At 68.8% G+C, this 26,243-nt stretch carries 23 protein-coding genes and 2 tRNA genes; 4 read left to right on the top strand and 21 right to left on the bottom strand.

The annotated features are described in order from the left end of the window. Positions 1-474: 474 nt before the first annotated feature. Positions 475-1,899, bottom strand: coding sequence for a glutamate--tRNA ligase (gene gltX / locus J2W78_RS05365; RefSeq protein WP_253368662.1), 1,425 nt, complete (start codon positions 1,897-1,899; stop codon positions 475-477). A gap of 171 nt (positions 1,900-2,070) precedes the next feature. On the opposite strand from gltX, the gene J2W78_RS05360 reads away from it, so the two are divergent. Next, positions 2,071-4,329 carry a ComEC/Rec2 family competence protein gene (locus J2W78_RS05360; protein WP_253368660.1) on the top strand — a complete coding sequence of 753 codons (2,259 nt, stop codon included), beginning with the start codon at positions 2,071-2,073 and terminating at the stop codon, positions 4,327-4,329. Here J2W78_RS05360 and lexA read toward each other — a convergent pair. Next, positions 4,323-5,045: a transcriptional repressor LexA gene (gene lexA / locus J2W78_RS05355; protein WP_253368658.1), complete on the bottom strand. Its 723-nt coding sequence runs from the start codon at positions 5,043-5,045 to the stop codon at positions 4,323-4,325. The two genes, J2W78_RS05360 and lexA, sit on opposite strands and share 7 nt — an antisense overlap. Positions 5,046-5,210: 165 nt before the next feature. After that, the gene (locus J2W78_RS05350) at positions 5,211-5,423 is read right to left on the bottom strand and encodes a DUF1236 domain-containing protein (protein WP_253373973.1); all 213 of its coding nucleotides are present in this window, start codon (positions 5,421-5,423) and stop codon (positions 5,211-5,213) included. A 21-nt stretch (positions 5,424-5,444) separates the two neighbouring features. Between J2W78_RS05350 and J2W78_RS05345 the strand changes: the two genes are divergently transcribed. Next, on the top strand, positions 5,445-6,158 hold the full coding sequence (locus J2W78_RS05345; RefSeq protein WP_253374127.1) for a hypothetical protein: 714 nt from the start codon (positions 5,445-5,447) through the stop codon (positions 6,156-6,158). Between the two features lie 381 nt (positions 6,159-6,539). Then, positions 6,540-7,895 (top strand): MFS family transporter, encoded by a 1,356-nt coding sequence (locus J2W78_RS05340; protein WP_253368656.1) that lies wholly within the window; start codon positions 6,540-6,542, stop codon positions 7,893-7,895. A 61-nt stretch (positions 7,896-7,956) separates the two neighbouring features. On the opposite strand, the gene J2W78_RS05335 is transcribed toward J2W78_RS05340, so the two are convergent. The 13 genes from J2W78_RS05335 to J2W78_RS05275 all read right to left on the bottom strand — a co-directional run bounded on the left by J2W78_RS05335 (position 7,957) and on the right by J2W78_RS05275 (position 23,590). Then, complete coding sequence (locus J2W78_RS05335; protein ID WP_253368654.1) at positions 7,957-8,781, bottom strand: 3-keto-5-aminohexanoate cleavage protein; 825 nt, start codon at positions 8,779-8,781, stop codon at positions 7,957-7,959. A 13-nt stretch (positions 8,782-8,794) separates the two neighbouring features. After that, positions 8,795-9,874, bottom strand: a complete 1,080-nt coding sequence (locus tag J2W78_RS05330; RefSeq protein ID WP_253368652.1) for a tartrate dehydrogenase — start codon at positions 9,872-9,874, stop codon at positions 8,795-8,797. 139 nt (positions 9,875-10,013) lie between these two features. Continuing rightward, entirely contained in the window at positions 10,014-10,475 is a 462-nt protein-coding gene (locus J2W78_RS05325; RefSeq protein ID WP_253368650.1) for a hypothetical protein, read from the bottom strand. 110 nt (positions 10,476-10,585) lie between these two features. Next, positions 10,586-11,464, bottom strand: coding sequence for an aldo/keto reductase (locus J2W78_RS05320; RefSeq protein WP_253368648.1), 879 nt, complete (start codon positions 11,462-11,464; stop codon positions 10,586-10,588). 80 nt (positions 11,465-11,544) lie between these two features. Next, positions 11,545-12,270: a hypothetical protein gene (locus tag J2W78_RS05315; RefSeq protein WP_253368645.1), complete on the bottom strand. Its 726-nt coding sequence runs from the start codon at positions 12,268-12,270 to the stop codon at positions 11,545-11,547. A 196-nt stretch (positions 12,271-12,466) separates the two neighbouring features. Further along, the gene (locus J2W78_RS05310; protein ID WP_253373972.1) at positions 12,467-14,398 is read right to left on the bottom strand and encodes a methyl-accepting chemotaxis protein; all 1,932 of its coding nucleotides are present in this window, start codon (positions 14,396-14,398) and stop codon (positions 12,467-12,469) included. A 443-nt stretch (positions 14,399-14,841) separates the two neighbouring features. After that, positions 14,842-16,362 carry a Do family serine endopeptidase gene (locus J2W78_RS05305; RefSeq protein ID WP_253368644.1) on the bottom strand — a complete coding sequence of 507 codons (1,521 nt, stop codon included), beginning with the start codon at positions 16,360-16,362 and terminating at the stop codon, positions 14,842-14,844. 114 nt (positions 16,363-16,476) lie between these two features. Next, complete coding sequence (locus J2W78_RS05300; RefSeq protein WP_253368642.1) at positions 16,477-17,214, bottom strand: DUF2459 domain-containing protein; 738 nt, start codon at positions 17,212-17,214, stop codon at positions 16,477-16,479. Beyond that, a complete protein-coding gene (locus J2W78_RS05295; RefSeq protein ID WP_253368640.1) occupies positions 17,211-19,931 on the bottom strand; it encodes a valine--tRNA ligase in 2,721 nt (906 codons plus the stop codon). Before J2W78_RS05295 ends, J2W78_RS05300 begins: the two co-directional genes overlap by 4 nt. 132 nt (positions 19,932-20,063) lie before the next feature. Next, a complete protein-coding gene (locus tag J2W78_RS24705; protein ID WP_301288531.1) occupies positions 20,064-20,666 on the bottom strand; it encodes a PopZ family protein in 603 nt (200 codons plus the stop codon). Between the two features lie 125 nt (positions 20,667-20,791). Then, positions 20,792-22,285 carry a TolC family outer membrane protein gene (locus J2W78_RS05285; protein ID WP_301288530.1) on the bottom strand — a complete coding sequence of 498 codons (1,494 nt, stop codon included), beginning with the start codon at positions 22,283-22,285 and terminating at the stop codon, positions 20,792-20,794. Positions 22,286-22,698: 413 nt separating this feature from the next. Continuing rightward, positions 22,699-23,349, bottom strand: coding sequence for a protein-L-isoaspartate O-methyltransferase family protein (locus J2W78_RS05280; RefSeq protein WP_253368636.1), 651 nt, complete (start codon positions 23,347-23,349; stop codon positions 22,699-22,701). Positions 23,350-23,516: 167 nt separating this feature from the next. Continuing rightward, positions 23,517-23,590 (bottom strand) — tRNA-Cys (locus J2W78_RS05275). A 244-nt stretch (positions 23,591-23,834) separates the two neighbouring features. Here J2W78_RS05275 and J2W78_RS05270 point away from each other — a divergent pair. Beyond that, positions 23,835-23,910, top strand: a tRNA-Asn gene (locus tag J2W78_RS05270). A 77-nt stretch (positions 23,911-23,987) separates the two neighbouring features. Here J2W78_RS05270 and J2W78_RS05265 read toward each other — a convergent pair. From J2W78_RS05265 to J2W78_RS05245, 5 genes are read right to left on the bottom strand one after another with little or no spacing between them, the layout of a single operon-like run. Then, entirely contained in the window at positions 23,988-25,190 is a 1,203-nt protein-coding gene (locus J2W78_RS05265; RefSeq protein WP_253368634.1) for an integrase, read from the bottom strand. Continuing rightward, complete coding sequence (locus J2W78_RS05260; protein ID WP_253368632.1) at positions 25,153-25,458, bottom strand: hypothetical protein; 306 nt, start codon at positions 25,456-25,458, stop codon at positions 25,153-25,155. Before J2W78_RS05260 ends, J2W78_RS05265 begins: the two co-directional genes overlap by 38 nt. Further along, a complete protein-coding gene (locus J2W78_RS05255; RefSeq protein WP_253368630.1) occupies positions 25,451-25,633 on the bottom strand; it encodes a hypothetical protein in 183 nt (60 codons plus the stop codon). Before J2W78_RS05255 ends, J2W78_RS05260 begins: the two co-directional genes overlap by 8 nt. Then, positions 25,626-25,868: a helix-turn-helix domain-containing protein gene (locus J2W78_RS05250; protein WP_253368628.1), complete on the bottom strand. Its 243-nt coding sequence runs from the start codon at positions 25,866-25,868 to the stop codon at positions 25,626-25,628. Before J2W78_RS05250 ends, J2W78_RS05255 begins: the two co-directional genes overlap by 8 nt. Continuing rightward, a complete protein-coding gene (locus tag J2W78_RS05245; protein WP_253368626.1) occupies positions 25,861-26,199 on the bottom strand; it encodes a hypothetical protein in 339 nt (112 codons plus the stop codon). The genes J2W78_RS05250 and J2W78_RS05245 overlap by 8 nt, the downstream gene beginning before the upstream one ends. Positions 26,200-26,243 lie beyond the last annotated feature (44 nt).

Raw genomic sequence — 26,243 nt, 5'->3', positions numbered from 1 at the left:
GATCGCGGACCCTTTCTTGCGACGGGAACAGCACGGGACCGGAGGCCAATGCCGCCCGCTCCGTTGTGGCGCCGCAGCAGAGCACTGCACCCGCTCACTGAGGCACCGGGTTAGCGGATCGGTCGGCGCCCAGCAACGGTGGGCCGCTCCCGGCCTCTTCGCATATGCGAAAAACAGGCCGCATCTGTTACTGCACGAGAGGGATGAAATCTCATCCGACCGGTTCCCGCGCGCAACTCTTGGTCACTCAGAGCGCTCTGTCAGAGCGAAGATGACGCCGAAATACGCGTCCGAGCAGGATCTTCCGGCCCTCGACCGGACGATGTGCCGCCGGCAAAAGTTGGGGCTGTCATTTGCGCCGGATTGTCATTCATGGCGCCACGAAGCCCAGAGGTGCGGATATCGCGACTCGACGCATCGGCTCGGCCGATGCGTCGAGAGGGCTTATGCGTTGATCCGTCGCGTGGCCGGCCTTTAGGCCGGCAAGCGATCCCGGAGGCGGGCGAGTGCCTCGTCCCGGCCGAGCACGGCCAGGACGTCGAAGACCGGCGGCGAGGTAGCGCGCCCCGTCAGCGCCGCCCGCAGGGGCTGGGCGACTTGGCCGAGCTTGACTCCCTGACCGTCCGCGAACTGGCGCACCGCAGCCTCGGTCGTCGCTGCGTTCCATTCCGGGAGGGCTTCGAGCGCCGGCAGGAGCGCGCGCAGCCGCTCGGGCGCTTCGCCCGCGAGCAAGGCTTCGGCCTTGGCGTCGAGAGCGAGCGGGCGCGGGGCGTAGAGGTAGTAGGCGCTGTCGAGGAGTTCGACGAGGGTCTTGGCGCGCTCCTTCAGGCCAGGCATCGCCGACAGGACTTTTTCGCGCAGATCCGGCGTCAGCTTGGTCGGCAGGCCCCGCTCGGGGCCACGGACCGGCAGGATCGCGTCGATCGCATCCACCAGCACCGAATCGTCGCTGCCGCGGATGTAGAGCCCGTTGAGGCTTTCCAGCTTGGTGAAGTCGAACCGCGCCGCCGAGCGGCCGATCGCCTTCAGGTCGAAGGCGGCGATCATCTCCTCCGTGGAGAACACTTCCTGATCGCCGTGGCTCCAGCCGAGCCGCACGAGGTAGTTGCGCAGCGCCGCCGGGAGGTAGCCGCGGTCGCGATACTCCTCGACGCCGAGCGCACCGTGGCGCTTCGACAGCTTGGCGCCGTCCGCCCCGTGGATGAGCGGGATATGCGCCATCGCCGGCACGTCCCAGCCGAGCGCCCGGTAGATCTGGCTCTGGCGGGCGGCGTTGGTGAGGTGGTCGTCGCCGCGGATCACTTGGCTGACGCCCATGTCGTGGTCGTCCACCACGACGGCGAGCATGTAGGTCGGCGTGCCGTCGGAGCGCAGCAGCACGAGGTCGTCGAGGTCTCGGTTGGCCCAGGTGACGCGGCCCTGCACGGCGTCCTCGACCACGGTCTCACCGTCGCTCGGCGCGCGCAGGCGGATCACCGGCTTCACGCCCGCGGGCGCCTCGGACGGGTCGCGGTCGCGCCAGCGGCCGTCGTAGCGCGGGGCACGGCCCTCGGCACGGGCGGTCTCGCGCATCTGCACGAGTTCCTCGGCGGTGGCGTAACAGTGATAGGCGTTGCCCGAGGCGAGCAGGCTCTCGGCGACCTCGCGGTGCCGCTCGGCGCGGGCGAACTGGTAGATCACCTCCCCGTCCCAATCGAGGCCGAGCCAGCGCATCCCGTCGAGGATCGCGTCGATCGCACCTTGCGTCGATCGCTCCCGGTCGGTGTCCTCGATGCGCAGCAGCATCCGCCCGCCGAAGCGGCGGGCGTAGAGCCAATTGAACAGAGCCGTGCGCGCTCCCCCGATATGCAGGAAGCCCGTGGGTGAGGGCGCAAAGCGCGTGACGACCGGTGACGACATCGGCTGCTGGGAGGCTTCTTCTTGAAAAAGTGCGGGATGGCGCGCGTGCGGCCGCGGCCGGTCTCTGCGGGCGTGTAGCACGAGCGAGCGGATGCGTTAAGAATTCGTCACGATTGCCCGCCGCGCGGGCATCGCAGGTCTCGGAGCGCGGCGGGGGGCGGCAGGGGGCGCATGGCAGGGGGCAGCGGCAGGGCGATGCGCGGGGCCGTTCCGGCCCTCCTCGCCGGCCGCGTTCCCGCCCCCGCACAGCTCTGGCAGGCCACTCTCGACGGTCTGCGCGGCAGCATCGCCCGCGAGGCCGAGCAGCGGCGGCTGTTCCCCTGGCTCGCCGTCGCCTTCGGGGCCGGCATTCTCGTCTTCTTCACCGCGACCGATGGAGAGCCGTCGCTGGCTGCGCCGCTGATCGCAGCGGGGCTCTGCCTTGCGGTGACGCTGTTTCTGCGGGCGCGCCCGGTAGCGCTCGCGCTGATGCTCGGCCTTGCCGCCGTCTTCCTCGGCTTCGCCGCGGGCGTCTGGCGCGTCGCCTCCGTGGCGGGGCCTGTGCTGACCCGCGTCACCATCGCGCCGCTCGTTGGCTTGGTCGAAGGGCTCGATGAGCGCGAGGGCGGCGCCCGGCTGATCGTGCGTGTCGAGCGATTCGGCGATCTCGATGCGGAGCGCCGTCCGCGCCGGGTGCGGGTCTCCTACCGTGCCGCGCAGGCGGTGCGGCCGGGGGACGCCATCCGCGCCACCGCCCGTCTCCTACCGCCGCCGGAGGCGGTGCGGCCGGGCGGCTACGACTTTGCGCGCGACGCCTACTTTCGCAGAATCGGTGCCGTGGGCTCGCTGGTCGGCAAGGTCGAGGTCGGCCCCCCGGCCGAGCCGCTGGCCCTATCGCTGCGGTTGACCGCCGCCATCGACGCGGCCCGCAACGCCTTCACCCGCCGCATCACCGACGCGATCGGCGGACAGGCCGGCGCGGTGGCGGCGGCTCTCGTCACCGGAAAGCGCGGGCTGATCTCCAACGAGACCAACGACGTGCTGCGGGCGGCGGGGATTTATCACGTCGTTTCGATCTCTGGGCTCCACATGGTGCTCGCGGCCGGCGTCGTGTTCTGGCTGGTGCGAGCCGGTCTCGCCCTGGTGCCGGTGCTCGCCCTCGCCTGGCCCATCAAGAAGATCGCGGCGGGTACGGCGATGCTGGGCGTGACCGCCTACTGCGCCTTCTCGGGTTGGGATGTCGCCGCCGAGCGGGCACTGATCATGACGCTGGTGATGCTCGGCGCGATCCTCGTCGACCGCCCGGCGCTCAGCCTGCGGAACCTCGCCCTCGCGGCGATCCTGGCGCTCGCCCGCGAGCCGGAGGCGCTGCTGGGCCCGAGTTTTCAGATGTCGTTCGGCGCGGTGGCCGGCCTCATCGCCTGCGCGCCGCTCATCGACGGGCGGGTCTTACGAACCGACAGCTCGTCTCGGATCGCGCGGGCCGCCTCATGGGTGGCGAAGGCGGTGGTCGGAACGCTTGCCACGACGCTGGTGGCGCAGCTCGCCACCGCACCGTTCGCGACCTACCACTTCCAGACCGTGCAGCCCTTCGGCCTCGTCGGCAACGCGCTGACTCTGCCGCTCGTCTCGCTCGCGGTGATGCCCGCGGCGGTACTCGGCATGCTGGCCTACCCCTTCGCCCTCGACCGTCCGGTCTGGTGGCTGATGGGGCTTGCGGTGCGCGGCATGCTCGAGATCTCCGCCTGGATCGCTGGGTTTGGGCAGGCCACCGTCGTGCTGCCGGCCTTCGGGACGGGTGCGCTGATGCTGCTCGCCGTCGCCCTGCTGCTGGCAACACTCCCCGTATCGCGGCTGCGTCTCCTCGCCCTCATACCGGCCGGGCTTGGAATCGCCCTCGCCGCGAGCCCGATCCGGTACGACATCTATATCGATCGGGATGGGGCGGGCGCCGCGGTCCGCGGCAAGGACGGCCGCCTCGTGGTCCTCGGACGCCCGCCCGGCTTCGTACTCGAACAATGGTTGAAGGCCGACGGTGACGGGCGCCGTCCGGAGGCCGCGACCGGCGCCGACGGTCCGCGCTGCGACCGGATCGGCTGCACCCTCACGGCGGTGGACGGCCGTGCCGTCGCCCTCGTCACCGACAAGCGCGCCTTCGCCGAGGATTGCGCCCGGGCCGACATCCTCATCAGCCGCTTGCGTGCCCCGCCGGGCTGTGCCGCGCCGCTGATCGCCGACCGGGCATTTCTGGCGGCGCGGGGGGCCACCGCGATCCGCCTTGGAACGACAGGGCCTGACATCGTCACCGCCCGCGGGGCCGATCGGCCGCAGCCCTGGCAGCCCCGGCCTTCCGGCCCAACAACGCCGGCAGCCCTGTCGGACTCCCAACCTTCCTACGATCCGAGTGCGGCGGATCCGTCAGACCCGCCGCACGCCGAGAGCCCTCAGTAACGGCGCACGAGGCTCACGAGCTTGCCCTGGATGCGCACCCGGTCGGGACCGAGCACGCGGGTCTCGTAGGCCGGGTTGGCGGCTTCCAGCGCGATCGACGAACCGCGGCGGCGCAAGCGCTTGAGCGTCGCCTCCTCGTCATCGATCAGCGCGACGATGATGTCGCCGTTATTGGCGGTCTCCTGCTTGTGGATCACCACGAGATCGCCATCGAGGATGCCGGCCTCGATCATCGAATCGCCGCGCACTTCCAACGCGTAGTGCTCGCCGCCCGCCAGGAAGTCGGGGGACATCGAAATCGAATGGCTCTGGCTCTCGATCGCCGAGATCGGAACACCGGCAGCGATCCGGCCCATCACCGGCACCATCACCGACTGGCCCTTGCCGTCATGGGCCTGAAGCATGGCAGGCTTCGGCGCGGCAGGCTTGGCCGAAAGGCCGCCCTCGACCACGCTCGGCGTGAAGCGTCGCGGCTCGGACGATGCGGGCTTGGCCGCCGGCATATCGGGCATGCGCAGGATCTCGATCGCCCGCGCCCGGTTCGGCAGACGGCGGAGGAAGCCGCGTTCTTCCAGCGCCATGATAAGGCGGTGGATACCGGACTTGGATTTCAGGTCGAGCGCGTCCTTCATTTCGTCGAAGGACGGCGGCACACCGCTCTCCTGCATCCTCTGCTGGATGAACTGGAGCAGTTCGAGTTGCTTGCGGGTCAGCATGCGGCACCTGCTGTCGAGCGCGGGCCGAGGGCGCCGCAGAATCGTTGAAAACAAAGCACGAACAGCCTAGACGTTCCTCTCCTGTTCCGCAAGCATACCTCGGGAAGCGAAAGAGGCGGCGGAGCTGTCGCCCCGCCGCCTCTCCGGTCGTGCCGTGCAGCCGGATCAGGCCGGGATCACGTCGACGATCTCGTAGGTGTCAGGATCGATGATGACGATGTCGTCCCCGACGAGAATGAATTGCAGACCGCGATAGGCCGGCACCACCGAGAGAATCGCTGGGGGTAGCGGGTGCAGCGAGACCGAGCGCGGGATTGCCGTGCCGACGCGGACGGCGAAGTTGACATTCGTGACGGCGCGAACGCTGGAACGGGTGATCGACTGGCGGAACTCGCCGCGTTGCGTCGAGCTCAGGTTCTTCGAAGCGCCCCGCGCCTCGGTGGCGGCCCCACGACCACCTCGCTCGCCGGCACCGCCGCGTTCACCCGCCGCATCCCGCCCGCCGCGCTCGCCGGCCCCATCTCGGCCGTCACGCCCGCCGCGCTCGCCCGGCCCGTCTCGTCCGTCCCGTCCGCCGCGCTCGCCTGCGCCGCCGCGGTCGGTCTGCCCGGACTCGCGGTTGCCGCGCTCGCTCGGCTGTTCGGCACGGGCCGGGCCACCTTCGCGCCCGCCACGGACACCCGGCTCTCCACTCTCGCCGCCGCGCGACGCGCCACCGGGTGCCCCGCCGCTCTCGCCGCCACGGGTCCCACCGACATCGGCGCCCCCACGGGCACCGCCTGCGCCGCCGGCCTCGCCCGCGCCGCCCCGTGCTCCGCCGGCCGCACCGCCACCCGCGCCGCCCGCGCCTCCAGCGCCTCCACCGGCACCGCCTGCGCCCATCCCGGCACCTCCTGCGCCAGCACCACCGCCGCCGGCCCCCCCGGCCCCAACACCGCCGCCGCCGCCGCCGCCTTGAGCGAGTGCGGTTGCCGCGCCCAACATCAGGATCGCCGCCGTCGCCGTGCTGCGAAAGAGTTTCGTCATGTTCCGTCCCTGTTTCTTCTCAGCGACCGACTTGGTGCCGAAGCCGGGGACGCAACGGCAAACGTCGCAAAACCGTTCCCGGAATAAGCTCTCCAGCTTGTTCTTCGGGAAAACCGTGGGGTTGCACGAATGGATACGCTTGAGTCTTTCGGCGTCCGAAAGTCAGGCTGTCATGTGCTTGGGAAGACTGAGACGGGGGAACCGCGCTTGAGCTGACCCTCGTGCCGCCCGGGCCTCTCTCCCCCCGCACTGGGAAGGCCCAGGCACGGTGGCCGGCAGGGCTTGCCGCCTGCCATGCCGGAACGAGGGCCCATCGTTCCGATCGATCCAAGCCTTTGTGCGCAACGTTCCCCGGCATCTGTCATGGAATGGCCGCCGACCGCGTCGGCGCGGGGCCCGTCTCGGGTAAATACCGGCCTCTGATAAACGCTCACGGCCGCTCAAGGGCCGGACCATCAGGGGAAACGCATGCTGGAGACCAGCGCCACCGCGCCGCCGCTCGACGAGGCCGCCGACCGCCGCCGCCGCATCATGGCCATCGTCGGTTCCTCGTCGGGCAATCTCGTCGAGTGGTACGACTTCTACTGCTACGCCTTCTTCGCCCTCTACTTCGCCCCGGTCTTCTTTCCGGAGGGCGACGACACGGGCCAACTCCTGAAGTCGGCCGCGGTCTTCGCGGTGGGCTTCTTCATGCGGCCGATCGGCGGCTGGCTGTTCGGGCGCATCGCCGACCGTCTCGGGCGCAAGACCTCCTTGATGATCTCGGTGCTGATGATGTGCGGCGGCTCGCTCGCCATCGCCCTGTTGCCGACCTACGCGACCGTCGGCCACCTCGCGCCGGTCCTGCTCGTCATCGCGCGCATGGTGCAGGGCCTGTCCGTTGGCGGCGAGTACGGCACCAGCGCGACCTACATGAGCGAGGTCGCGACCAAGGGGCAGCGCGGGTTCTTCGCCTCGTTCCAATACGTCACGCTGATCGGCGGCCAGTTGCTCGCCTCGCTGGTCCTCGTCGTGCTCCAGAGCTTGCTCACGGCCGAGCAACTCACGGCCTGGGGCTGGCGCATCCCCTTCGTCATCGGCGCGCTGGCCGCGGTGGTCGCCCTGTTCCTGCGCCGCTCGCTCTCCGAGACGATGAGCGCGGAGAACAAGGATTCGAAGGAAGCGGGAACCCTCTCCGGGCTTCTCAAGCACTGGCGGGCCTTCGCCGTGGTGCTGGCCTATACGGCCGGCGGGTCGCTGTCGTTCTACACGCTCACGACCTACATGCCGAAGTACCTCTTCAACACCGCCCATCTGGACAAGGTAACCGCATCGAAGATCACGACGGTGGCGCTGTTCGCCTACATGGTGATCCAGCCCTTCTTCGGCTGGCTCTCCGACCGGATCGGCCGAAAGACGAACATGCTGCTGTTCAGCGGCCTCGGCATGGTGATGATCGTGCCGCTGATGACGGCGATCGGCACCACCACCGATCCGATCCTGTCCTTCGGCCTCATCATGACCGGGCTCGTCGTGATCAGCTTCTACACCGGCATCAGCGGCATCGTGAAAGCGGAGCTGTTCCCGACCCAGGTGCGTGCGCTCGGCGTCGGCCTGTCCTACGCGGTGGCCAACTCACTGTTCGGCGGCACGGCGGAGGCAGTCGCGCTCTGGCTCAAGCATGTCGGCGCCGAGAGCAGCTTCTTCTGGTACGTCGCGGTGATGCTGGCGATCTCGTTCATCGCTTCGCTGGTGATGCCGAACCCGAAGCGCCACGGCTATCTCGACGGGGACGGCACCGTCGAGGAGGCGCTGGGGCGCAAGACGAGCCCGGTTCTCGCCTGATCGGCGCGCGAGTGCGTCGTCCAGAGAGGCTTGAACCGCCTTTCGGGACGACGCCCTGGGCTCAGCCGAGGTGCAGGATCGCTCGCGCCTCGGCCGGTGTCGCCGGCCGGGCGCTGTGCTCGGCGCAGATTCGGGTAGCCAGACGGACAAGGTCGGCATTGCCGTCGGCGAGCCGCTCCTTCGAGAGTCGCACGTTGTCCTCCAAACCCGTGCGCACGCTCTGCGCGCCCCGCGACACAGCCCAGCCCATCACCGGGCTCTGAAAGCGGCCGATGCCGAAGGCGCCCCAGGTCGCGCCCGGCAACAGGCGCCGGGTCTCGGCCAGCAGGATGTCGAGCAGGTGCGGGTCGGGCGGCAGGGCGTTGCGGATGCCCATGACGAACTGCAGATGGGGCTCGGCGCCGATTAATCCCTCGTCCACGAGACGGCGGGCGTTGTGGATGTGAGTGAGGTCGAACACCTCGATCTCCGGGCGTACGCCCTCGTCCCGCATCCGCTGGCCGAGCGCCGTGAACGAGGCGGCCGGGTTCTCGTAGACGCCGTCGCCGAAATTGACGGAGCCGGTGGTGAGCGAGGCCATATCGGGCCGGTGGATCAGGCAGGCGCCCCGCTCCGTGGGATCGGGCCCCGCCCCGCTCGTCGAGAACTGGACGATCATGTCCGGGCAATGCCGCCGGATGCCCGCCTGCACCGCCGCGAACCGGTCGGGATCGAGGGAGGGGCTCTCGTCGTCCTCGCGGACATGGATGTGGGCGAGCGCCGCGCCGGCCTCGTAGGCGGCGTGGGTCGATTCGATCTGCTCGGCGGGGGTGATCGGCACGGTCGGGTTGTCGGCCTTGCGGGCGACCGAGCCGGTGATCGCGACGGTGACGACGACGGGTCTCATCGCGGGCGGTCCTTCAGCCCATCGCCTGTTCGACCGCGCGGCCGCAGGCCTGCGTGTCGGCGGTGCCGCCGAGATCGCGCGTGCGCAGCGTCTGCTCCGTGAGTACCCGCTCGATGGCGGCAACGATTTCGCCGGCAGCCTCCCGCTCGCCGAGATGCTCCAGCATCATCGCCCCCGACCAGATCTGGCCGATCGGGTTGGCGAGCCCCTGGCCGGCGATGTCGGGGGCCGAGCCGTGCACCGGTTCGAACACGGACGGGTGCAGGCGCTCCGGGTTGATGTTGCCCGATGGCGCGATGCCGATGGTGCCGGTGCAGGCCGGGCCAAGATCGGAGAGGATGTCGCCGAAGAGGTTCGAGGCGACCACCACGTCGAACCGATCCGGATTCAGCACGAAATGCGCGGTCAGGATGTCAATGTGGTACTGGTCCCAACGGATATCGGGGAAGCGCTCGGCGACGGCCCGCACCCGCTCATCCCAGAACGGCATGGTGATCGAGATGCCGTTCGATTTGGTCGCCGAGGTGAGGTGGCGCTTCGGGCGGCTCTGCGCCAGCTCGAAGGCGAACTTTAGTACGCGATCGATGCCGTGCCGGGTGAACACCGATTCCTGCACCGCGAATTCGCGCTCGGTGCCGGGAAACATCCGCCCGCCCGCGTTGGAATACTCGCCCTCGGTGTTCTCGCGGACGACCCAGAAATCGATGTCGCCGGGCTCGCGGCCGGCGAGCGGCGACGGCACGCCCGGCATCAGTCGCACCGGGCGCAGGTTGACGTATTGGTCGAATTCGCGCCGGAACTGGATCAGCGAGCCCCAGAGCGAAATGTGGTCCGGCACCCGCTCGGGCATGCCGACGGCGCCGAAGAAGATCGCATCGTGGGAGCCGATCTGCGCCTTCCAGTCCTCGGGCATCATCTGCCCGTGCGCTTCGTAGTAGTCGCAACTCGCGAAATCGAACCAGTCCTGCACGATCTCGAAGCCGTGGCGGGTGGCGGCCCGTTCCAGAACCCGAACGCCCTCCGGCACGACCTCCTTGCCGATGCCGTCTCCGGGAATCACCGCGATCCGGTAGCTGCGCTTCGTCCCGCCCATGCTCGTCGCCTCGTGTCCGCCCCCGGCGTCTCACTTGCGCCAGAGCCACGCGGCGTCAATGGCGGAAGGAGACAGGTGGTATCGATGCTATCGGGCAGCAGGCGTCAGGGTCCGGCCACGGAGGTTCGGGCGCGGTGGCTCAGTTGATCGAGCCGGTGGTCTCGCCTGGGCATGTCTCCTGAGCGCGGGCGCGCAGGACGCGCTTCAGGCGCAGCGACTGCGAGCCGTCGGCGCCGTGCAGCGTGCCGACCAGGGCGTCGGCTCCGGCCGTGCCGCGGAAGCTGACGAGACCGGCGCTCGTCTCGAGATGGAAGGCGACATCCTTGGTGCCGTCGTCGATCGAAACCGCGGTCTCGATCGGGGCCGGCAGTCCCGCCCCCTCGTAGACGAGGTTGTCCCCCTTGGGCCACCGCTTGAGCGTGATGCGCCGGCCGGCCTGCGCGCCGTCCGCCGGCATCGTGCAGAGGTCAGCGTAGACGTAGGTGCCGGAGACCCAGCTCGTGCGCGCCTCTGCCGGCAGGGTGGCGAGACCGGCGAGCGCCAAGCCAGCGATCAGACCACCGAGAAGACCGGAGCGTGCGAGGTGGCCGGCTGACGACATGTCGATCCTTCCTGTCCGGCACCGTGTCGGCGCCCGAAACGGAAAGGCTCAGGACCTGCCCGGTTCCGTCGCCACCTCGGTGCAAGGTGCGCGCCAGCACGTTCCGGGTCTCATATGCTGCCGCCCCGCCATGCCTCGCGGCCTGCCCGGTCGAGGACGGCGAAATCTTCGTCGCTCAGGGTGAGGGTTGCACCCGCGGCATTCTCGGCGAGGTGACCGGGATCGCCGGTGCCGGGGATCGGCAGCATCACCGGCGAGCGCTTCAGCAGCCACGCGAGCGCCACCGCGCCGCCGCTCGCGCCGAGACGCCCGGCAATCGATTCCAGAGCCGAAGCAGGGCCCGTCAGCGATCCCTTGTCGAGGGGCGCCCACGGGATGAAGCCGATCCCGTGCCGCTCGCAATGCGCCAGCACGGCCTCGCTGGTGCGATCGACGAGATTGTAGCGGTTCTGCACGCTCGCGACGGGGAAGAACTTCTGGGCGGCTTCGATGTCCTCGACCGACACCTCGGACAGTCCGACATGGCGGATCAACCCCTCCTCCCGCATTCGGGCGATTGCTTCGAACTGCACCTCGCGAGGGCAGTCCGGGCCGATCCGATGAAGCTGCCACAGGTCGATCCGTTCGAGACCGAGCCGCCGCAGGCTCATCAGCACGCATTGGCGCAGGTAATCGGGATTGCCGACCGGCCGCCAGATGTCGGGCCCGTGCCGCGTCAGGCCGCCCTTGGTGGCGATGACGAGCCCCTCGTAGGGATGAAGCGTCTCGCGGATCAGATCCTCGCTGACGAAGGGGCCGTAACTGTCGGCGGTGTCGATCAGGTCGATCCCGAGGTTGGGCACCGCCCGCAGGGTCGCCTTCGCCTTATCCCGGTCGGGCGGATCCCCCCAGATGCCGGAGCCGGTGACGCGCATGGCGCCGAACCCGAGCCGGTGGACGGTGAGATCGCCACCGATCGCGAAGGTGCCCGATGCCTCGACGCTCGCCATGCCCGTGTTCCTCTCGCAGCACTCCCGGTGACGGGAGAACCCGAAAGGCCGCCGCCGGGTCCGTCGGCGGCCAAGGGGCTTCAGAACTCGCGGATCAGCCGCATGGCCGCGACGAGCCCAGGGTCACGGTTCGTCTGGAACTCGATCCCGAGGCCGGCCTGGAGGCTCGTCAACTCCGAGAGCCGGCGGTGGATCTGGGGGATGACGAGGGCGCGGGTGCGGTCGTCCCCGGCGATGTCCTGCCTCAGGTTGAATTCGCACCCGAGTACCGTCTCCGGATCGAGGTCGTAGAAGAACGAATGGTTGAGAAGCAGCGAGGTCGGCCCGATCTGTCGGATGCCGACTTGCCGCAATCCGGCCATGCTCAACATGCTCCAGCGCGCGTCGAAGCGGTATCCGGAGATGTAGAGCAGGGAGTTGCGGACCGTCGCGCTGCCGCGCTCGACTTGGCCGATATACTGCCAGCCGTGGATCCAGCGCCCGCCCGCCCCCGTGCCGAAGGTGCCCTGGAGGGCGACCTTGACCTGCGTCAGGCGTCCGTCCTCGAACGGAAGCTCCAGCTCGAACGATTGACCATCCGCGTAGGCGTATTCGAGTTCGGGGGCCCAATCCGTCGTTCCCCGGCTCAGCGGACGCACCGTCAGGACGTTGACCTCGCGCTCCCCCGCCCGCGCCCCGAGCGGTCGCAGCAGGTCGAACACCATCGGTTCGGGAATGCGCGGACTCTCCGCCGCGAGCGGTTCGACACGGGCGATGGCCGGAGAGACGGCGCAGGCGGCCAGAGCCAGCGCGAGGCTGCGGATCATCGCTGCCCACGGGCCCAGCCCCGACGCGGTTCGGCCCGCCGCGAGGGCGAGCCGATCAAGGAAGCCGTGATGGGAGCGGGGCGGCACCGGTCTCACGGTCCGAGCATCTCGTCTACCAACGTCCGGCTCCGTGGCGGGACCGGACGTTGGTAGACGCTGATGGGCGGACCGCCAATCCGTCCGTGTCGCGGGACCGTCAGGCGGCCCGGATCGCGGCAAGAAAATTCTCGACCTCGCGCCGCACGTTCTCGGACTGGGTCGACAGTTCGGACGAGGCCATCATCACCTGCTGTGCGGCTGATCCGGTCTCGCTCGAAAGCGCCTGCACCTGCGCCACGCTCATCGACACGTCCTGGGTGCCGCGGGCGGCCTCGGATGCGTTGCGGGCGATCTCGTTGGTCGCGGCGGTCTGCTGCACGACGGTCGCCGCGATCGAGGCGGTGATGTCGTTGACCGAGACGATGGTCCGGCCGATCTGCTGGATTGCGCCGAGCGCCTGGGTCGAGGCGGCTTGGATCGCCGTGACCTGATCGGAGATCGCCTCCGTCGTGCGGGCGGTCTGCGCCGCCAGTTCCTTGACCTCGGTGGCGACGACCGCGAAGCCGCGGCCCGCCTCGCCGGCCCGCGCCGCCTCGATGGTGGCGTTGAGGGCGAGCAGGTTCGTCTGGCTCGCGAGCCCTGAGATCATCGTCACCGCCTCGCCGATCTTCTCGGCGGCGCGGCTGAGATGGCTCATCGAGTCGGTGGTCGTGCGGGCCTCGTGGCTGGCATGGCTCGCCACATCGTTGGATTGCTGGACGCGCCGCTCGATCTCGCCGAGCGAGGCGACCATCTCTTCCGCCGCTGCGGCGACCGTCTGCACGTTCACGGTGGCTTCCTCGGCCGCGGCGCTGGAGGCGACCGCCTGCCCGTTGGTGCTGTCGGCGACCTGCGTCATCGAGCGGGCGGTGCTGTCCAGTTCGGTCGCCGCCGAAGTCACGATGGCGATGGAGGCGGCGATCTTTTCCTCGAAGCCGCGCACGAGCCCATCGACACGGTCGGCCCGGCGCTGGCGGGCGGATTGCTGCGCGACCTGCTCCGCTTCCAGCTCGATGCGTGCCACGGCGTTCTGCCGGAACACCTCGACGGCCTCGGCCATCCGGCCCATCTCGTCCACCGCGTGCCGAGACGGCACGTCGATAGCCGTCTCACCCGCCGCGAGGCGGCTCATCGCGGTGGTCATCCCCGAGATCGGGCGGATCAGGCTGCGGGCGATCAGGAAGGCCATTGCCGCGCCGGTGGCCAGGATCAGGCCGAGCAGGATGAGCTGGACGGTCTTCGCCCGCGTCATCAGGGCGTTGCTCTGCTCGACCCCTTCCTGAAGCGCCGTCTCGAGCTTGCTGCGCACGAACAGGCCCGTCGCGTTGATGCCGTCCACCCTCGGCTTCAGCGTCTCCTCGAAAAACGCTTCGCTCTCGACGATGGCCTGGGAGGCGGCGACGATGCTGGTGTTGAGGCGGCTCAGAGTCTCGCCGACGAGCTGTGCCGTCTTCTCGTCGTCGGCGGTGAGATCGAGAGCCTTCAGTTTTGCCAGGGCGGCCTCGGCGTTGCCGAAGGCGTTGGCCGAGAGGGCACGGCCCTTCGGATCCTTGGTGGCGAGGAAGCGCCAGTTCATGATGCGGAACAGAAGGAGCGTGCGCTCGACCTCCACGGCCTGGGCGATCACTTCATCTTGGCCCGTGGCCCGCAACTGGGCGACGAGAACGCCGGAGGCCTTGGTCAGGTCGTCGCCGTTGGCGTAGACGCCGGCCCGGTTCTCGCGGATCTGAGCACCGAGTTCGACCAGCTTCGGCAGCGCCTTGCCGAGATCGGCCGACTGATCCCGAAGCCGCTCGTAGGCTTTGCGCCGCTCCGCGCTCGGTGTGCTCGCGATGAGTTTGTCGGACCCCTGCCGGATCGAGTCCAGCGACGCGAACATTCCGGTCGTGTAGTCGGGCGCCTGGGTCAGCCTGTACTGGGCCGCTTGGCCGATCAGCCGGTCGGACAGGCCGTTGATGGTATAGAGGGTCCGGGCCGCGGATTCGAGCTGCGCCCGCGCACGAAACATGTCGTCGAGACTGTCGAGCTGCGTGTAGGAGAACGCCCCCATACCGCAGGACAGGACGACCAACGCAGAAAAACCACCGTAGAGACGCGTACGAATACCGATTTTCATCGTGCTGCCGTCGAGACAAAAAGTGTTGTTTCGCTGTGCAGAACGATGTCTTTATGTGCTCTTAAAATACGATGCTTATGGCTCGGAAATCGGGCAGTTACGTAGACGGATCAGATAGATAACCTGAGGGTGCTCGAGTAACCTGAGAGAATGTTCCTGTGGTCGTGCGGGTCTCGTCGAACACGATCGACGCCTGTCGCAGGACTTGGCGTCGCGGACCGCGCCGTCCCCGCCGTTCGGTGAAATGCTGCCGGCCGGGCGCAGAGCGAGAGACCGAACGAAAAAATGCCCGCTCAGGGAGCGGGCACGAAGTCGGGAGGAGATGCAGTGCGGTCGGCGGGGCCGGAGGCGGTCCCGCCGTCGTTCGCGAGGGGAGATCAGCCCTCCTTCTTGCCGAGCGCCACGGCGACGAAGCGGGTCTGGCCCTTGGCGCTCTTCACCCGCATCAGCACGGCCTTGCGGCCGTTCGACTCGGCGGCGCGGATCTGCGCCTGGACGTCGGAGGGCTTCGAGACGCTGGTGCCGGCGACATCTAGGATCACGTCGCCCTGCGCGATGCCTTTGGATGCGGCCGGGCCGTCGGGATCGACATCCATCACCGCCACGCCCTCGTCGCCGAGGCCGACATCGTTCGCCGGCGCCAGGCTGAGGCCGAGGCGCGGCTGGCCGCCGGTGGAGCTGTCGCTGCGGCTCGCGACCTTCGCGTCGGTCGGAAGCGTGCCGAGTTCGACCGTCGCGACGTCGCTCTTGCCGCCCCGCAGATAAGCCAGCTTCACCTCGGTGCCGGGCTTGAGGCCGGCGATGCGCCGCGAGAGATCGCGGGCGTCGTTGACCGGGGCGCCGTTGACCGACTCGATCACGTCACCGGATTTCAGGCCGGCCTTGGCGGCGGGGGTGCCGTTCTCGGCGTGATCGACCAGCGCGCCCTTGGCCTTGTCGAGGCCGAGCCCGTCGGCGATGTCCTTGGTGACGGGCTGGACCTGCACGCCGAGATAGCCGCGCACCACCTTGCCGTCGCTGCGGAGTTGGTCGACCACCGTCTGCACGGTCTCGGCGGGGATCGCGAAGGCGAGGCCGACCGAGCCGCCGGACGGCGAGGCGATCGCCGTGTTCACGCCCACGACCTCGCCGTTGACGTTGAAGGTCGGGCCGCCGGAATTGCCCTTGTTGATCGGCGCGTCGATCTGAAGGAAGTCGTCGTAGGGGCCGGCGCCGATGTCGCGACCGCGGGCCGAGACGATGCCTGCCGTCACTGTGCCGCCGAGGCCGAACGGGTTGCCGATGGCGACGACCCAGTCGCCGACCCGCGGGGCGCTCTTGCCGAACTGGACGTAGGGGTAGCTGCCGCTCTCGGTGATCTTGAGGAGCGCGATGTCGGTCTTCGGATCCTTGCCGATCACCTTGGCGTCGAGGGTGCGGCTGTCATCGAGGGTGACCTGCACGGTCTTGGCCTTGTCGACGACGTGGTTGTTGGTGACCACATAGCCGTCCGCCGAGATGATGAAGCCCGAGCCGACCGCGCCGCGCTCGCCGCGCTGCGGCATCCCACGGCCGCCGGGCCCGCCCGGACCACCAGGTCCACCCTGGCCGAAGCGCTTGAAGAACTCGCGCAACTGCGGCGGCACCTGCTGCAGGTTGGGGCCGCCCGCGCTGTCGTCGTCATCGTCGGCGCTGTTGTCGAGCTTCACCTTCACGGCGACGACGCCCGGCTTCACCTTGTCGACGACGTTGGCGAAGGAGCCCGGCGGGTGCTCGGGCGCTTCGATCGGGGTCTTGGGCAGGGCCTGGGCATAGGCCGGCGTGCCGGGCTCGGTCAGGCCGAACCCGGCGGCGCCGCCGGCGACGAGGGCCGCTGCGGCGACGGAGGCGAAGGCGCGGCGGCGGACGGTCATGCTCATGGAAGTCTCCGACGGGAAATGGGTCGGTCGGCCGCCCCTCCGTTCGAACGTCGGGGCAGCGATCCGTAAGGAGACTTCTAGGGGCCGGAGCCTGACCGCCGGATGGCGCGAAGATTACGGTTTGGACAGGTCCGGCTCCACCGCGTCGGGCGCCGACGCCGTCAGGCCCGCTCGCCAGCGCAGGTCGGCGAGAAGGCCCGAGGGATGCGTGTCGAGCACCGGCGTGATCGGCAGCCCCGCCGCGTTCAGCAGACCCGCCGCCCAGTGATTGCAGACATTACTGTACGAGAAGCGGCCATGCGCCTCGTAGAACAGGCTCGGGCCGTAGAGCCCTGGGCCGAGATCCTTGGGCTGGCCGTCGGCGAGGCGGAAGCTCGTCTCCAGCCGCGCGAGAAGCCGGGCTAAGCCCTGTCGCGAGACCGGGACCGGAACGATGTCGGCCTGCGGGAAACTCTCGCGGGCGGGGCGCGCGAGGCCGACGACCTGGACCACGCCATCGCTCCCGCCGGGCGTGAACAGGGCCGAGAGGGCGAGCCTCCAGTCGAACGCGGCAAGCGTCGGCGTCGCCCGGTAGAAGCGGGCCTCGCCCCAGCCGAATTCCAGGGCGTCGTAGGCCGCAAAGCGCGTGGCGAGATTGCGCAGGGCGGTGCCGGCCCCCTCCCCCGTCAGGCTGTCGCGCGGCAGGACGAGACCGGAATGCCAGCCGTGGCTGACGAGAAGCACGGTCTGCCTATCCGGGTCGGACGGCGGGTAGAGGCTCGGGTCTCCGGGCTGGGCCGTCCAGAGCGTGAGCGTGAGAAGCGCGGCGGCCAGCCCGGCCAGGGCCAGACCGAGCCGCCGCAGCGCTCTCATGCCTCGCTGAGCCGGACCAAAGCTTCCTCGATCTTGACGAGCCGTGCCGCCTCCGCGTCGCGGCGCTCGCGCTGCTCGTCCACCACCTCTTCCGGCGCACGGGCGAGGAAGTCGGCATTGCCGAGCTTGCCGTCGATCTTGCCGATCTCGGACCTTGCCTTGCCCGCCTCCTTCTTCAACCGCGCGACCTCGGCCGCGAGATCGACGATGCCTTCGAGCGGAAGGGCCGCCACGCTGCCCCGCACGAGGAGCTGGACGGCGTTCTTCGGTGCGGCCTCGGCAAAACCGATCTCGGAGAGGCGGGCGAGGCGGGTGAGCGTCTCGCTCCAGCGCTCGACCCGGGCGCGGACGCCCGCGTCGGCGGCCACCAGCACCAGCGGCACCTGGGCGCCGGCGGGCACGTTGGTCTCCGAGCGGGCCGAGCGGACCTCGGAGATCAGATCGACCAGCCAGCCGATCTCGTCCTCGGCCTGCGGGTTCGTGTAGGCCGACAGCTCCGGCCAGGATTCGAGCGCGAGCAGGCCGCGTTCCGTCGGCAGCACCTGCCCCTTGATCGCCCATAGCTCCTCCGTGAGGAACGGCATGAACGGGTGCAGCAGCATGGCGATCTGGTCGATGAGGAAGGCGATGGTCGCCTGCGTCTCGGCGCGTGCGGCCGGATCGACCCCCTCGCCCTGAAGCACGGGCTTGGCGAGTTCGAGATACCAATCGCAGAACACGTTCCAGACGAAGCGGTAGGCGGCGGCGGCCGCGTCGTTGAAGCGGTAGACCGTGATGCCCTGCGCCACCTCCGCCACCGCCTTAGCGGCCTCGGTGAGCGCCCAGGCATTGAGCGTTTCGCGCACGGCCTCCGGCCGGAAATCGGCCTTGAGTTCGCAGCCGTTCAGCTCGGCAAAGCGCGCGGCGTTCCAGAGCTTGGTCGCGAAGTTGCGGTAGCCCTCGACCCGCTGGGCCCCAAGCTTGATGTCGCGGCCGGGGGCGGCCAGCGCGGCGAGCGTGAAGCGAAGCGCGTCGGCACCGAACCGGTCGATCAGATCGACCGGATCGACCACGTTGCCCTTCGACTTCGACATCTTCGCACCCTTCTCATCGCGGACGAGGGTGTGCAGGTAGACGGTCTCGAACGGCGCCTGATCGGTCAGGTGCAGGCCCATCATCATCATCCGGGCGACCCAGAAGAAGATGATGTCCTTGCCCGTGACCAGGGTGCTGGTGGGGTAGAAGCGGGCGAGCTCCGGGGTCTTGTCCGGCCAGCCGAGCGTCGAGAACGGCCACAAGGCGGACGAGAACCATGTGTCGAGCACGTCGGCGTCCCGGGTCAGCGCGACCTCGGCGCCGTGCTTGGCCTTGGCCTGCGCGACCGCTTCCGCCTCGCTCTCGGCGACGAAGATGCCGCCCTCGGCATCGTACCAGACCGGGATCTGGTGTCCCCACCAGAGCTGGCGCGAGACGCACCACGGCTCGATGTTCTCCAGCCACTGGAAGAAGATCTTTTCGTAGTTCTCGGGGACGAACTTCGTCTGCCCGTCGCGCACAGCCTGGAGCGCGCGCTCGGCCAGCGGCTTGACGTTCACGTACCACTGGTCGGTGAGGTAGGGCTCGATCACCACGCCCGAGCGGTCGCCGTGTGGCACCGCATGGGTGTTCGGCTCGACCAAGCGCAGCAGGCCGCGCTCCTCCATCAGGGCGACGACCGCTTTGCGCGCCGCGAACCGGTCGAGCCCGTCGAGCGCCAGCGCGGCGTCCTCCGGCTCGGCGCCGTCGAGGAAATCGGCGTTGCCCGCGATCTGGATGCGCGCTTCCGGATCGAGCACGTTGATCGGCCGGCAACCGTTGCGGCGCCCGACCTCGAAGTCGTTGAAGTCGTGGGCCGGGGTGATCTTGACCGCGCCGGTGCCCTTTTCCGGATCGGAATAGGCGTCGGCGACGATGGGGATCAGCCGGTTGACCAGCGGCAGGCGAACACGCTTTCCGACAAGATCGCGGTAGCGCTCATCGTCCGGGTGGACGGCCACCGCCGTGTCGCCGAGCATCGTCTCGGGCCGCGTGGTCGCCACGGTGATGATCGCGCCCGTCGGGCTGCCGGCCTCGTCCACGACGGGGTAGTCGAAGTGCCAGAGATGGCCCTTCACCTCGATCTGCTGGACTTCGAGGTCCGAGATCGCGGTCTGGAACTTTGGGTCCCAGTTCACGAGGCGCTTGTCGCGGTAGATCAGCCCCTGGGCGTGCAGATCGACGAAGGTCTTGAGCACGGCACGGCTCAGGCCCTCATCCATGGTGAAGCGCTCCCGCGACCAGTCGCAGGAGGCGCCGAGTCGCTTGAGCTGGCCGATGATCGTGCCGCCGGATTCCTCCTTCCAGGCCCAGACCCGGCGCAGGAATTCCTCGCGTCCGAGTTCCCGACGGCCGGGCGCTCCCGTCTCCATGAGCCGGCGCTCGACCACCATCTGCGTGGCGATGCCGGCATGATCCGTGCCGGGCTGCCACAGCACATCCTTGCCTCGCATCCGCTCGAAGCGGACGAGGATGTCCTGGATCGTGTTGTTGAGCGCGTGGCCCATATGCAGCGAGCCCGTCACGTTCGGCGGCGGGATCACGATGCTGAAGGGTTCGGCGCCGGCCCGCTCGGGGCGTCCGGCGCGGAAGGCCTGACCCTCTTCCCAGGCCGCGGAGACGCGCGCCTCGACGGCGGCGGGGTCGAAGGTCTTGTCCATCATGGGCGGGGCGGGCTTTTCGAGACGGCGTTCTAAAAGATGTCGCCGCCGCTATCGGCCCGCCGCGGGGCCGTCGTCAACCGTCGGCCCGTCGGTGCCGCGGTGCAATCACCCCGTGATCGAGGTCCGAACGGCTTATCGCCCGCGGGCGACCCGCTCGATCTCGATCCGCACCAGCCGCTCGACCATGTGCGGAAGGTTCTCATCGAGCCAGCTCTTCAGCATCGGCCGCAGCATCTCCTTGACGAGATCCTCCAGCGTGCGAGCGTTCTGCGACAGCACCGTGTGGGCGAGAAGCTGGAAGTGCTGACCGACGCTCTCGCCGGTGCCGGACGAGACGAGCCGCTCCGTCACCTCCTCCTCGACCGCCGCGCGGACGCGCTCGGTCACGCGCGGGGCGGGAGGCGGCTCGGGGGTGAAGTCGAAGGGATCCGGCTTTTCCGCCGCCGGGGGCTCGAAATCGGGTTCCGGCTCCGGGTCGAACTCCGGCATCCGGAAATCGATTTCGGGGATGTCGAAGGCGACGGGCTCGGGCTTGCGCACCGGCTCGGCGACCTCGGCAAGATCGAGCACGTCGTCGTCCGGCGGCGCGGGAGCCGGCGCCGGCGTCGGAGGCGCCTCGGCCTCGGCCGGCTTCGGGGCCTGGTCGTCGGCGATGATGCGGCGGATCGAAGCCAGGATCTCCTCCATGGAGGGCTCCTGCGACTTGTCCTGAACCTTAGGGCTCGCTGCGCTCATCGGGACGATACTCGGTGACGATTGACAAGACGATGACTTGGTTAACGAACTATTTCATCGCCTCGCCCGGCATCAACCATGGTCCGCCGCCGGCCAACAGGAAAACGTCGTCGGCGGCGAGGCGGTCAGCGCCCGTCGGGGGTGCGCAGGCCGAACCAGAGGTCGCGCACCTGATCGAGATGTTCGCGGGCGGAGTACGGGGTAACCGGCAGACTGGTGAAGCGGACCGTGAGCCGTCCGACGGCCTGGACGACATCGTAGGAGTTCACCACGCGGTCGCGCTGGGCGCGGATCAGGGCGACGCGCGCGGAGAGCAGTTCCTGCTGCGCGTTCAGCACGTCGAGGGTGGTCCGCTGGCCGACGCGGGCCTCTTCACGCACACCGTTCAGCGCCACCTCGTTGGCCTGGACCTGCGCCTGCGAGGCGATCACCTGCGCCTTTGAGGCTTCGAGATTGCCCCAGGTCCGTACGATCGAAGCGCGGATGGTGTCGCGGTCCTGGTCGGCGACAAGGCGGGCGCGCCCGGCATTCTCCTTGGCCTGCCGAATTGCGGCGTACTCGGCCCCACCCTGATAGAGCGGGATGTTGACCCGTCCGACGATCGAGGCGGTGACGCCGTTGTCGCCGGGGAACTGCTGATCGTATCGCTGCTGCACCGCGCCGGTGATCTGCGCCTGCGGATAGAGCGCGCCCTCGTTCACCTTCACCTGCAACTCCGCCACGTCCACGGCGTGCAGCGAGGCGAGAATCTGCGGGTGCTCCTTCAGGCCGATGAGAATCGCCTGATCGAGCGAGGCCGGCACGTAGCGGTCGAGCGGGCGACCAGGGGCGAGCTGGCGAGGCTCGACGCCGACGACCTGGCGGAAGATGCCGATCGAGGCGCGCAGAGCCGCCTCCGCCGCGCCCACCTGGGAGCGGGCACCGGCGAGCCGCGCCTCGGCCTGGGCGACGTCGGTGCGGGTCACCTCGCCGACATTGAAGCGGTCACGGGTCTGACGCAGCTGCTCTTCGAGCACCTCGACGTTGTTGCGCTGAAGCTCCAGCGTCGCCGTGTCGCTCAGGACGTTCATGTAGGCCTGAGCAGCGTTGAACAGCGTGTTCATCTCCGTCTGGCGCAGACCCTCCCGCGTCCCGAGCACGGTCGATTCGGCCGCGCGCACCCGGTTGTCGGTCTGAAAGCCGTCGAAGACGTTCTGGTTGATGGTCAGGCCCGCGCCGCCCGGGCGGGTCGTGAGATTGATCGGCCCGGTGGTACCGATGCCGCCGATCTTACCTTGGAACTGCTGGAGGCCGATGTCGGCTGAAAGCGCGGCGTTCGGTCGGTAGCCGGACTGGAAACGATTCACATCCTCGTCGGTGGCGCGCAGGTTCGCCCGTGCCGCGTTCAGCGCCGGGTTGGCCTGATAGGCGCGGGACAACGCGCTCTCAAGGGTCTCGGCAACCGCCGGACTTGCGACGGCCAGTGCCGAGACGACGGCGCCAGCCAGCCGAAGCGCGGACCGCGCCGCAGGGTTCCGTTCTTTCACGTCGATCAGCCCTTGCGGTTTCTCGATATGCCGTCCCGCCGCACCGCCGTGTCCGCTCCGGTGCTTCGCCCCGGCAAATGCCCCATGGGACATCGACCGGACGACCCGCACCGTAAGGGTCGCGACAGGGGTGCCGCATGCACGCCCATGCGATGGAATGGCCAGCCCGCCTCGTGCCGGAGAGTAGCCGAGCTTGCGCTGCCGACGACAGGGCTTACCGCACCGCGTCGTCGGATTGCCGGCGGGTGCCTCAAAAAAGCGACACCCCGACGGACTAATCCTCATGGTCGCGTGCGGGCGCGAAGGAGTGCTTTCGCGCTGCGTCAGGCCGTTGCCGTAGCTGCCGCCGTCGGCATGAGATGGAATGGGTTTTTCGGCGGGGCACGACGCGCCCGGATTGCAGAGTGCCGAGGGGCTGAAGATGGCCCCAGCGCGCCTTGGTGCCTCTCACAAAGTTTCGCCGCGCTGCCATTTCCGAAAGGAAGGCGACCGGTCGCCGGGCGCTATCAGAACGCGAAGCCGGGCTCGGTCGCGAAACTTTTCAGGGGCGGCAGCGAGGCATCGAAGAGCGGGCGGGCTCCGAAGGCATCGCCCGCCCGTACGAACAGGGTCGCCTTGGCGTTGCGATGCGGGCCCAGCACGCAGACCAAGCGCCCGTCGTCGCGCAATTGATCGAGCAGCGCCTGCGGCCGGACCTCGACTCGTCCCTCGACGAGGATGGCGTCGAAAGGCCCGCCCTTGGCCGGAGCGGTCAGGGCATCCTGGACGAGATTGACGGTGTCGCCGAGGCGCTCGCGGGCGGCGCCGATGAGATCCGGGTCGGATTCCAGGGCGACGACCTCGGCGCCGAGCTGCCGGAGCAGGGCCGCGCCATAGCCGTAGCCGGTGCCGACATCGAGGGCGCGGATGCCGGGGCGGATCTTGAGCGCCTGAATCAGGCGCGCCAGCAGCATTGGGGCCGGCATGGCGCGGATCCCGTCCTCCCCCGCATCGAGAGTCAGAGTCTGGTCAATATAGGCGAAGTCTTCGCGACCTGGCGGGACGAAGCGCTCGCGGGGCACGGTGTCGAAGGCATCGAGCACTGCGACGTCATTCACGTCGAAGGTCCGGAGCTGACAATCGACCATGAGGCGCCGCGCCTGAGCATAATCGAGCATGAGCCGTCCATCCCTCGCCGCTGCGCCAGACCGTTTCTCCGCCCGCCCGTCGAGCGGCGCCGGCCCGAGCGGGTCGGGTTGTCGTGGATCGTTCCCGGAATTGCAAGGCTCGCACGAGCGCCTTGCGTGTCCAGAAAGCAGCAGATTGTCAGGGGTATCGGGAAGTTTGGAGGCCTCGCCCGGAATCGAACCGGGGTGCAAGGATTTGCAGTCCTCTGCGTAACCACTCCGCCACGAGGCCTCATCGCGAATGCGCGACACTCCGGGCCGAGCGGCCGGTCCGGAGCGAGGCGTCTCTAGCAGAGGCTCGACCCGCTCGGCAACGGTCTTGTCGCTCGATCGACACAAACGACACCGCTGCACCGCGCCCCGGTGGGAAAAAGTGCGTTGTCGGCTCAGAAGGCGCAAAAACCGGCGATAGGACCCTTGCGTCCGAAACCGACGAAGGCTAATGACCCGCCACCGCCGCTGAGGCGGCCCGGTGATCCCCGATAGCTCAGTTGGTAGAGCAAGCGACTGTTAATCGCTTTGTCGCAGGTTCGAGTCCTGCTCGGGGAGCCAAATCTTTCAATCACTTAGCTAGACATCGGCCGGGGCGTGTTACCGCGCCTGTTACCGTCGCTGTTCTCAGGGTGTTTTCAGCCCGCAGGCTTCGCCTTTCGCCGCGCCGTTCGTAGCTCGGCCACGCGACCCGACTGCACCACCGATCCTCGGTTATAGAGCATCGTCGTCGACATCTGTGTGTGGGTCGCGGTGCGCATCACGTCGGCCGGCGCTGCGCCCGCCTCGAAAGCCTCGCTGACCGCCCCTGCCCTGCTGTCCATGTTCCAGATGCCGTCGGGCCAGCCGGAGGTTCTGGCGATCTCGCGAAACGTCCGGCTGAAGTGCGAGCGCTTCCATGGCAGGCCGGACCGCTCATCGATGACCAGCGGACCGACGCCCTGCGGCGGCAATTCGGTGAGCAACTCGGGGTAATGGCTGAGATCGTGCTCGGCGAACTCGTTGCCGTTCGACTTCGACGTCGGCTTGCGCAGGATCGTCCCGTCGATGTGGTTCCAGACGAGGCCCCAATCCCAGACCCATGCGCCGTCCGTGATGGCGCCGGCGATTCGGGATCGTGCCTCCGCGTCGGGGCGGTCCCACTCGCCGATCACGTCCTTCTGCCGAAGCCCGAGCTCGAACTGAAGCGTCACCGCGAGCGCGATGCTCGGCCGGCCGGCCTCGTGGGCGGCGGCGCGCAACGCGACGATCATCTCGTGACTCGGGCGGAGCTTGCGGGCGCGCGGCTGCCGGAACGTCGTCTTCGACAACACGGTCGCCAGCTCAATCGCGTCTCGGTCCCGCAGCTCGCAGCCGTAGTTCACGACCCGGCGAAGCGTTTGGATGCAGGCATAGGCGCCGCGCTCGCCGAGATCGTCGGTCCAGGCGCGATGCCAGCGCCGCACGTCGCGGCCGATGATGTCGGCCATGTGCTCGTCGCCGGCCGCCTCGACGAGGTGTCGGATATATTTGCCGTAGAAGACGCGGGTGTCTCGTCGGCGCTCATGGATAGGCGAATCGGGGTCAGTCTCGAAGGCGCGGCAGATCCAGCCGATGGTGCCGAGGGCGAACGCGTTCCGACCTGGCTCGCGGCCTGCGGCCCACTCCAACATTTCGGCCTGCAGAACCGCGCAACGCGATGCGATCTCCTGTGAGGGCCAGTCCCCGAACAGGCGAACCGTCTTCGGTGTGAACCCCTTGGCGACGAGCTTCTCGTCGGCCACCCAATAGAGATCGACGCGCCCGTTGTGGCGCTTCATCCGTTTAAGACCGGGCGCGTGCAACTCGTGCTCCGCTGGCATGGCCACCCTCCTCCCTCCGGCCCTGCTGCCGGGTGGAGGCATGGTCGCCGGTATGGTGGTAGCGGTCCAGAAATTCTCGGACGGCGGGCCAGTAGCGACCGCCCATCATCGGATCGACCCTCGGGAGGCCGCTGCGCTCGAGGACGGCGGCGAGACCGCCCCACGCCTTTGCCCGCTTAGGGCCGAGCACGACTCGCGCTAGTTCGGCCTCGTCGGGATACAGGCAGGATGGCTCCTGGGCCGGAGCCGAGGTGCGAACGCTACCCACGATCCGTTCTCCCTTCTGTCGAGTTGGCGAGGGCGAGGCGGCGGACGGACACGAAGGCGATGAGGCTGGCGTAGGCACAGCCTGCCGCAAAGCCCCAACTGAAGCCCTCGCTGATGAGCCGACCGAGTTCGATCAGCCCCCACGTGACGATGAAAAGCGCGATTGTGCTACGCATCGCCCTTCTCCTGTTCGGCGAGGGCGGCGCGGCCGGCGTCGGTGATCCACCAGCGTTGATCGTTGGTCTCGTACCGCAGCACGAGGCCGAAGAACCGCATGGCTTGGCATAGGCGGCGGGCGCTGGCGGTCGTCAGGCCGATTTTCTCGGCGAGTTGGCGCGTCAGCAAACCGCCCTGCGGGTAGTCGGCGAGCGTGCGCAGGACACGCAGTCGGGAGGGTGAGAGTCTACCCATCGCTCCGCTCCCCTTCGGGCTGGAGGGGGAGGAGCCGCACGCACCGGACAGCCTCGTTCAGCGTGTACCGCTCGGCATCGGTTGGTGCGTCGCCTCGAAAGGACCGGACTACGCGCTGAGCCGCGACCCCTCGCATCCACCGCGCCCCGTCCTCAAAGGCACGGCTCTGGTTGGCGGCGATCTCGGCGGCGAGGCGGGCCATCAGCGCATCAACGTGCTTTGGTAGCAGGTTCATCTTTGCGGCGAGCGGGGCGTCCTCTCTGATCCAGGCGTGGACGGCGAGGCGAAGCGCGGTCGTGTCCGCCTCAATCTCCGCGGCAAGGCTCTTCACGTGGCTGCTCCCAGATTTGCGGGACACGGTTTTATCCATAGCGC

Source organism: Methylorubrum extorquens (assembly GCF_024169925.1).
Lineage (GTDB): Bacteria > Pseudomonadota > Alphaproteobacteria > Rhizobiales > Beijerinckiaceae > Methylobacterium > Methylobacterium extorquens_A.
This window is presented reverse-complemented; position numbering and strand designations above follow the sequence as displayed.

Coding starts and splice junctions, on each gene's coding strand:
- J2W78_RS05295 (WP_253368640.1), bottom strand. CDS start 19,931: ATGATGGACAAGACCTTCGACCCCGCCGCCGTCGAGGCGCGCGTCTCC.
- J2W78_RS05320 (WP_253368648.1), bottom strand. CDS start 11,464: ATGGCGAGCGTCGAGGCATCGGGCACCTTCGCGATCGGTGGCGATCTC.
- J2W78_RS05305 (WP_253368644.1), bottom strand. CDS start 16,362: ATGAGCATGACCGTCCGCCGCCGCGCCTTCGCCTCCGTCGCCGCAGCG.
- J2W78_RS05300 (WP_253368642.1), bottom strand. CDS start 17,214: ATGAGAGCGCTGCGGCGGCTCGGTCTGGCCCTGGCCGGGCTGGCCGCC.
- J2W78_RS05360 (WP_253368660.1), top strand. CDS start 2,071: ATGGCAGGGGGCAGCGGCAGGGCGATGCGCGGGGCCGTTCCGGCCCTC.
- J2W78_RS24705 (WP_301288531.1), bottom strand. CDS start 20,666: ATGAGCGCAGCGAGCCCTAAGGTTCAGGACAAGTCGCAGGAGCCCTCC.
- J2W78_RS05325 (WP_253368650.1), bottom strand. CDS start 10,475: ATGTCGTCAGCCGGCCACCTCGCACGCTCCGGTCTTCTCGGTGGTCTG.
- J2W78_RS05285 (WP_301288530.1), bottom strand. CDS start 22,285: ATGTCCCATGGGGCATTTGCCGGGGCGAAGCACCGGAGCGGACACGGC.
- lexA (WP_253368658.1), bottom strand. CDS start 5,045: ATGCTGACCCGCAAGCAACTCGAACTGCTCCAGTTCATCCAGCAGAGG.
- gltX (WP_253368662.1), bottom strand. CDS start 1,899: ATGTCGTCACCGGTCGTCACGCGCTTTGCGCCCTCACCCACGGGCTTC.
- J2W78_RS05335 (WP_253368654.1), bottom strand. CDS start 8,781: ATGAGACCCGTCGTCGTCACCGTCGCGATCACCGGCTCGGTCGCCCGC.
- J2W78_RS05280 (WP_253368636.1), bottom strand. CDS start 23,349: ATGCTCGATTATGCTCAGGCGCGGCGCCTCATGGTCGATTGTCAGCTC.
- J2W78_RS05250 (WP_253368628.1), bottom strand. CDS start 25,868: ATGGGTAGACTCTCACCCTCCCGACTGCGTGTCCTGCGCACGCTCGCC.
- J2W78_RS05255 (WP_253368630.1), bottom strand. CDS start 25,633: ATGCGTAGCACAATCGCGCTTTTCATCGTCACGTGGGGGCTGATCGAA.
- J2W78_RS05310 (WP_253373972.1), bottom strand. CDS start 14,398: ATGGGGGCGTTCTCCTACACGCAGCTCGACAGTCTCGACGACATGTTT.
- J2W78_RS05265 (WP_253368634.1), bottom strand. CDS start 25,190: ATGCCAGCGGAGCACGAGTTGCACGCGCCCGGTCTTAAACGGATGAAG.
- J2W78_RS05330 (WP_253368652.1), bottom strand. CDS start 9,874: ATGGGCGGGACGAAGCGCAGCTACCGGATCGCGGTGATTCCCGGAGAC.
- J2W78_RS05315 (WP_253368645.1), bottom strand. CDS start 12,270: ATGATCCGCAGCCTCGCGCTGGCTCTGGCCGCCTGCGCCGTCTCTCCG.
- J2W78_RS05340 (WP_253368656.1), top strand. CDS start 6,540: ATGCTGGAGACCAGCGCCACCGCGCCGCCGCTCGACGAGGCCGCCGAC.